At 70.8% G+C, this 5,773-nt stretch carries 4 protein-coding genes; 2 read left to right on the forward strand and 2 right to left on the reverse strand.

Translation table 11 applies throughout. From position 1 onward, the window contains the following. Positions 1–1,034 precede the first annotated feature (1,034 nt). Positions 1,035–2,411 carry a helix-turn-helix transcriptional regulator gene (locus ACLVWQ_RS28305; protein ID WP_414112038.1) on the reverse strand — a complete coding sequence of 459 codons (1,377 nt, stop codon included), beginning with the start codon at positions 2,409–2,411 and terminating at the stop codon, positions 1,035–1,037. A gap of 537 nt (positions 2,412–2,948) precedes the next feature. Here ACLVWQ_RS28305 and ACLVWQ_RS28310 point away from each other — a divergent pair. Beyond that, complete coding sequence (locus tag ACLVWQ_RS28310; RefSeq protein WP_414112039.1) at positions 2,949–4,622, forward strand: hypothetical protein; 1,674 nt, start codon at positions 2,949–2,951, stop codon at positions 4,620–4,622. 155 nt (positions 4,623–4,777) lie between these two features. After that, the gene (locus ACLVWQ_RS28315) at positions 4,778–5,008 is read left to right on the forward strand and encodes a hypothetical protein (protein WP_414112040.1); all 231 of its coding nucleotides are present in this window, start codon (positions 4,778–4,780) and stop codon (positions 5,006–5,008) included. Here ACLVWQ_RS28315 and ACLVWQ_RS28320 read toward each other — a convergent pair. Beyond that, entirely contained in the window at positions 5,005–5,715 is a 711-nt protein-coding gene (locus ACLVWQ_RS28320; protein ID WP_414112041.1) for a class I SAM-dependent methyltransferase, read from the reverse strand. The genes ACLVWQ_RS28315 and ACLVWQ_RS28320 overlap by 4 nt on opposite strands. Positions 5,716–5,773 lie beyond the last annotated feature (58 nt).

A 5,773-nucleotide genomic window follows, 5' to 3' on the forward strand; every position in this document is an offset into this window, starting at 1 on the left:
GCGCGCGTCCTGCTCCGCAGGAACGACGCGCCGACGCTACGCGTCGGTACCCCGTCTCCGCTCCGCGGAGACGGCCGGTCCCTCCGGGACCGGTTGATCCGCTCCGCGGATCACGGTGTGGTGGTCCCGATCGCTCCGCGATCGTGCCAAGCCGGATTTTCTCTGCAACTTGACTCTAATGAAGGTGAGTTGAGATGCCGTCCACTCCGTGGCCGGCTCGGGCTGGCTGCAGGGGCGGGGGTGCCTGATCCGTCGGCTTCTTGTTGATGCCTCATCAGATGAGCGATCCGGCATGTCGTCAGATGGGGTGCTTCCTTGCTTCTAGAACTATGGAAGATTCGAGTTCTGGGTCTCAGCTCGTCGAGGCGGGGCCGGCAGCGGGGCGCGCCCTGCCGGGGGCCGCGGAAGGAAGGGGAAGCCGGGCCCCTGCCGGAGCCCTCGCGGTTCGGGTGCGGGAGGCGGGGCCGGTGGGTTTCGCCAATGAGGGCGGTGGACTACGCGCCGGAACCCCGCACTTCGAGGTTCCCGGACCGGACGGCGTCCTGCGGGCACGGCCATTGGTCAAGACCCCTTGCCGGACGGCATCCCCACCGCCGCTGCGTGGGCGTGACCTAGGCGGCCAACCGGCATTCGGCGGTCGCCGCGCGCCGCGCGCCGCGCGCTGCTCGCGGCCCGCGCCCGGATCCTGGCCGCACCCCGGCCGCGGCTTCAGGCGGGGCCCGCGGCGCGGTACCCGTGCGAGATCGCCGAACAGGACGAGACGCGGCGCGTCCAGGACGCGGCTGTACGCCACTGGATCGAGAACGAGGACGAACTCGACTGGTACGAACGGCAACTGCGCGATGCCCAGGAGGCCGAGTACCGGCGCACGACGGCCTGGGTCGATGACCTCACCGACGACGAGCTGGAGGAACTGCAGCAGCCACGCCATCCCGCCGGGGCGGGGCGGGACCTGCGCGCCGAGCTGGGCGCGCACATCGCGCGGTAAGCGACCCAGAGCTCCGGCACCCGCCCCGTTTCGGGCTTGGTGGAGCTCAGTTCTGTGTCCTGTCCGGGTCGATGCGGGAGAAGAACTCCGTCGCGGCCTGCTGGCCGAGTTCCCCGTTCGTGGTTGCGGATCGGTGCAGCGCTTCGGCCGTCACCTGGGCGGGAATGCCGAGCTGTTTGTCGGCCTCGCCCATGATCTCGCCGATGTACCACTGGGCCGAGGTCGGGAAGTGCTGGATGAACCAGCTGAGCATCTTCGCCAGCGGCACCGACAGGATGAGGTCGAAGCCCTTGAGCTCACCGCCGCGGCGTTCGCTCACGCGCAGCGAGGTGGCGAAGTCCTCCAGGACGGCGTGGCGGATGGTCGGGCCCAGGGCGTCGGTGGGGATGATCCGGCGCAGGCTGTGGGCGACCTCGAAGGCGAGCTGGTCGGCGACCTCCCGTACGGCCGGCTCGTTGCGGTGGCGCAGGGTCCAGCGTTTGCGGATGTCGGGCCGCTTCCACAGGAAGCTGAAGAAGGACTCGCTGAAGCGGTCGCGCAGTTGCGCCGCTCCCGGGGCGAGCTGGTGGCGGTCGCCGGCCGACATCGCTTGCAGCAGGCCTTCGGCGGAGCGGCGGCGGGCTTCCACCCAGTCCTCGGCGACCGGGCGCGACCACTGGGCCCGGCCGCCGACGGTCGCCTGCGGCAGCGGCACGTCGTTCTCGCCCCGGGAGATGTAGCCGCGCAGCGTGGAGGCCGTGATGTTGCCCAGTGCGGCCATCTCGGGCACGCCGAGCAGCCGGTCCCCGGCCAGTTCGGGGCTGGACAGGTCGACGACGCACCGGTCCAGGGGCAGGGGGTCGTCCTGGCGGTGGTGGTGCTGCGCCCACAGGGTCAGGTGATCGGCCCAGTTCTGCGGGAGCGCGGCGTCCGGGTCGAAGGCGGCGACCTTGTACACGTGCGCGCTCTGCGGGTGGGCGCGGCCGTCCAGCAGGTCGTCGGCGTGGACGGTGGCGGTGGCGCGGCTCTTGAGGTGGGCGTAGTCCTCGGTGACCGGGTCCCAGATCTGGCCGGGCCGGTACCAGTGCTGGCCGTCCCACCAGTAGCCGCCGGCCCGGAACAGCAGCGGGGCGCCGATCCAGTAGGTGTGCATGCTGGAGGTGTCCTCGTCGCGCAGCAGGAGCACGGTGCGTCCGTGGTCGGGGTGGTAGCGCACGGCCCAGCCCAGGTGGGGGGCGATCGGGTCGGTGGTGAAGGCCACCCAGCCGCCGGCGCGGGAGGGGTCGCACCGGCCCCACATGCCTTCACCCTTGTTTCGGCCCACCGCCTCGATGGCATCGGGACCCTCGTCGAGCGGCAGGTGCGCGTCGTCGACGAACGGCAGACCGGGAACGGGATGGTCCGTTCGCAGCCCGTTGGCGAGCGGACGAATCTTGTAGACCAAGGGGGTTCGCCTCTTTCCGCTTCCTAGTGTTGTAGTTGACTACAACGCTTGAGATGCCCATTAATACACCGTCAGGAAACGCCTCGGTACAGCGTTTTCGAGCCGACTTGGGCAGCAGGGTGGGCACCAGTCGCCGCAGCGGGCCCGGAGTCCACAACGCCGCTGGCGGCAGGCGGTGTTCGCAACCCGTACCGCAGGAACCGTCCGCCCAGGCGAGCAGCTGCGGGAGGGCGTGCCGCACGGCACCGGGGAGGCCTGTGAGGCGGTGTTCTCCCGTGCCGGAAGGCCCAAGCAGCCAGGCCCTTTGGCGTCTATCCGCGCCGGCACGCCGGATCTCAGGCGTTGCCGAAACCGGCGGCGCCGACCGTGCTGGAGCAGCAGTCCCGCCGCCCGGTCCATCTGGAGGCGGAGCGTTCGCCTGAACCGGCGCGGCCGCTCTCACCCCGCAGGTACCGTCTGCGCGCCGACTGGACGGTGACTGTCAGTGCCGGGTGGGATCATCACCTTCCAGGGTGTGATGCGCGGCAGGGGGCGGTTGTGGCGGTGGAGTGGGAGCGCGTCGGGCAGCCGGGGTTCGACCGGATCGTCGAGGCGGTGGTGCACCGCGTGTACGCCGCGGCCGCGCGCGTGGAGGCGGTCAACGGGCGCGGCGGGGACGACGGCATCGACATCAAGGTCACCCACGATTCCCGGGTGCGCGTCTTCCAGCTGAAGTACTACCCGGACGGGTTCCCGACCACGGCGCACAAGGGGCGGCGTGCGTCGATCAGGCAGTCGTTCGCGCGGGCGATGCGCGGCGGGCCGCAGGAGTGGGTGCTGGTGGTGCCGTGCGTACTGTCCACGCCCGAGCGGGAGTTCGTGATGTCGCTGGCGGAGGGGCTGGCGGTCGAGGTGGAGGTGTGGGACCGCGCGAAGCTGGATGATCTGCTGGCGGCGCATCCGGACGTGGAGGCGTCGTTCACCCGCGGCCAGCTGTTCGAGGCGGCGAGGGTGTACGGGCAGGAGCGGGCGCTGCTCATGAACGGCGTGGACGATGTGAGCGCCCGGGTGACGGCGCTGGGCGAACAGGTCGACAACCTGGACGAGCACTGGACCGTGGACTTCGCCCGGCAGGACAACACCGTGGTGCAGACACTGCGCGGCAAGCACCCGCGGGCCCACGAGGTCTCGCCCATCACGATCACCTTGGAAGGGGTCGATCCCCTGGAGCCACAGCAGGCCGAGGCGGTGCGCCGCAGTCTGGGATTCGGGCTGGACGAGAAGGTGGTGCTGCCGCGCGGGACGGTGGACAAGATGACGGTCACCGGGCCGCAGTTCCTGGCCCGGGAGCATCAGGACGTCGAGGTGCACTGGCATCCTGCCGAGGCCACCGTGCAGGAGGAGGTGAGCGCGGATCTGATCTTCATGGACGGCGGGCAGGTCACCGCGTCCTACCCCGGCACGCTGAAACACCTGGGGCGTGGGAGTACCGGCCGGTCCGCGCGGGTGGAACTGGCGGGCGGGCACCTGCAGTTGCTGATGCCCGATGCTCCCGGGGCCGCGGCGTCCCTGAAATTCACGCTCTCGTTGGAAGGGCTGGAGCCGGCTGCCGCCCTGCGGGTGCTGCGCATCCATCAGCGCATCACGGCTGGTGGCACCTTCGAAGTCCGTACCGGCAAAGGTATCGTCGAGGCTGGCGAGATACCGCCATTGCCGGAGGGTGAGTCCGCACAGTGGCAGCTCTTCCTTGAGGATCTGGAAGTCGTGCAGCGCCACTGCGAGCAGTACTTCCCCATACCCAACGAGCTCCCCTACAAGGAGCGCGTCGTCCTGCGCATCGCGCGGCTGCTCCTGGAGGGCCACTGCGTCATCTCGCCTTTCCTGTCGCGGGGACACTTCACGTTCCACGGCCACGACTCCCCCACCGTGCGCGCCCTGCTGGGCGGCGAACCCCTTGCCGTGCGGCTGTCGCGCGATGCCTACACGGTGCAGGTCGCCGGACGGCATCTGGAGCTGGGAGCGGTGGCCATCTTCCACCCGAAGGCCGCCGTCGAGCCGGACAGCGGCCGCGCGGCCCTGGCAGCGCTCGACGCCGGGCGCGGCGACGGAGCCGAGGTCGCCGTACGGCCCGCCGACGGGGAGCGGTTCCGGCTGATGCTGCAGCGCTGCGTCAGCGGACCCGAACCGGCTCCTGTGCCGCTTGGACTGCCCGGCTTCCCCGAACCCCGCTGAACCACGGTGCACCGAAGTCCGCACCGCCCGTGCGCCGACGCCGGAGCAAGCGGACCGCTGCGCCCACAGTCGGCCCGCGCGGCGACCGCCCCTTCACGGGGCTGATGACCGTGGCGGCCGGGCGCGCGAACCCGTCTGTCACCAGAGGAACGATCATGCCGCACACATCACAGCACCCCGGGCCGGAACCGGTCACCAGGCCTGACTACCTGACCGAGGAGCAGTGGGCCCACCTCACCCTCGCCATCCTCATCGGTGTCAGCGAGGGCTGCGAGAAAGCCGGGAAGGGCCGGTGGTCGTCGGACCTGGGCGTCACCGCGGTGGGGGCGGTGCGAGCGCGGCTGGACGTGTTGATGGCTAGGGAAAAGTCGATTCCCGAGGATTAAATCTGGAGGGTTCGCTGGTCATCCGTGCGGAACGCCGTCACCAGGAGAGTGTCGGTGCCCCGCGGATCTGCTCGGCCGGACAGCACCTCGGTGCGGATCCGAGTGAACCCAGCCTCGTCGAGGAGTTTCGTCCACACGTGCTCCTGGAGCACCCAGCGGCGCAGGGTGGCGGCCTCGCCGTGCGGCGTCTTCGCGGCGATGTCGGTGTGCTGCACGTCAAGGTGAGCGGACGCGCCGCCGAGGTGATGGGCGAGGGTCGAGAACACCAGCCGCCCGCCAGGGCGCAGCGCGCATGCCGCTGCGGGCAGCAGGTCGTACGGGTCGGTGAAGTCAACGGCGCCGAAGACGCTGTAGAGCACGTCGTAGGTGCTGGCGCTGGTGTGCAGATGCTGGGTCACGTCGCGGTGGATCAGGCGCAGGCGCGGGGCGAGGTGGCCGTACAGGTTGCTGGCCGCGGTGTGCTGGGCGGGCGAGGCGTCAACGGCGTCGATGCGGGCGGGCCGGTGATGGACGGTCAGGTGGGCGGCGTGCCGGGCGGCTCCGGCGCCGAGGTCGCCCACGCACCGGCCGGTGACGGTGCCGAGGAGGCCGGTTCCGGGGCCACTGTCCTGGCCCCAGGTCCACCAGAAGCGGTCGGGCACGGCGTGGTCGGTGGCGTTGCGGGTGCGGCCGTAGTGGTGCCAGAGGTCTGTGGTGGGGACGGTCATCCGGCCCATCCTGGCGGGCGCGGCCGGCGGGCGGGGGCGTTCGGCCCAATCTCACCCG

It is taken from the genome of Streptomyces sp. CWNU-52B (assembly GCF_047444975.1).
Taxonomy (GTDB): Bacteria; Actinomycetota; Actinomycetes; order Streptomycetales; family Streptomycetaceae; genus Streptomyces.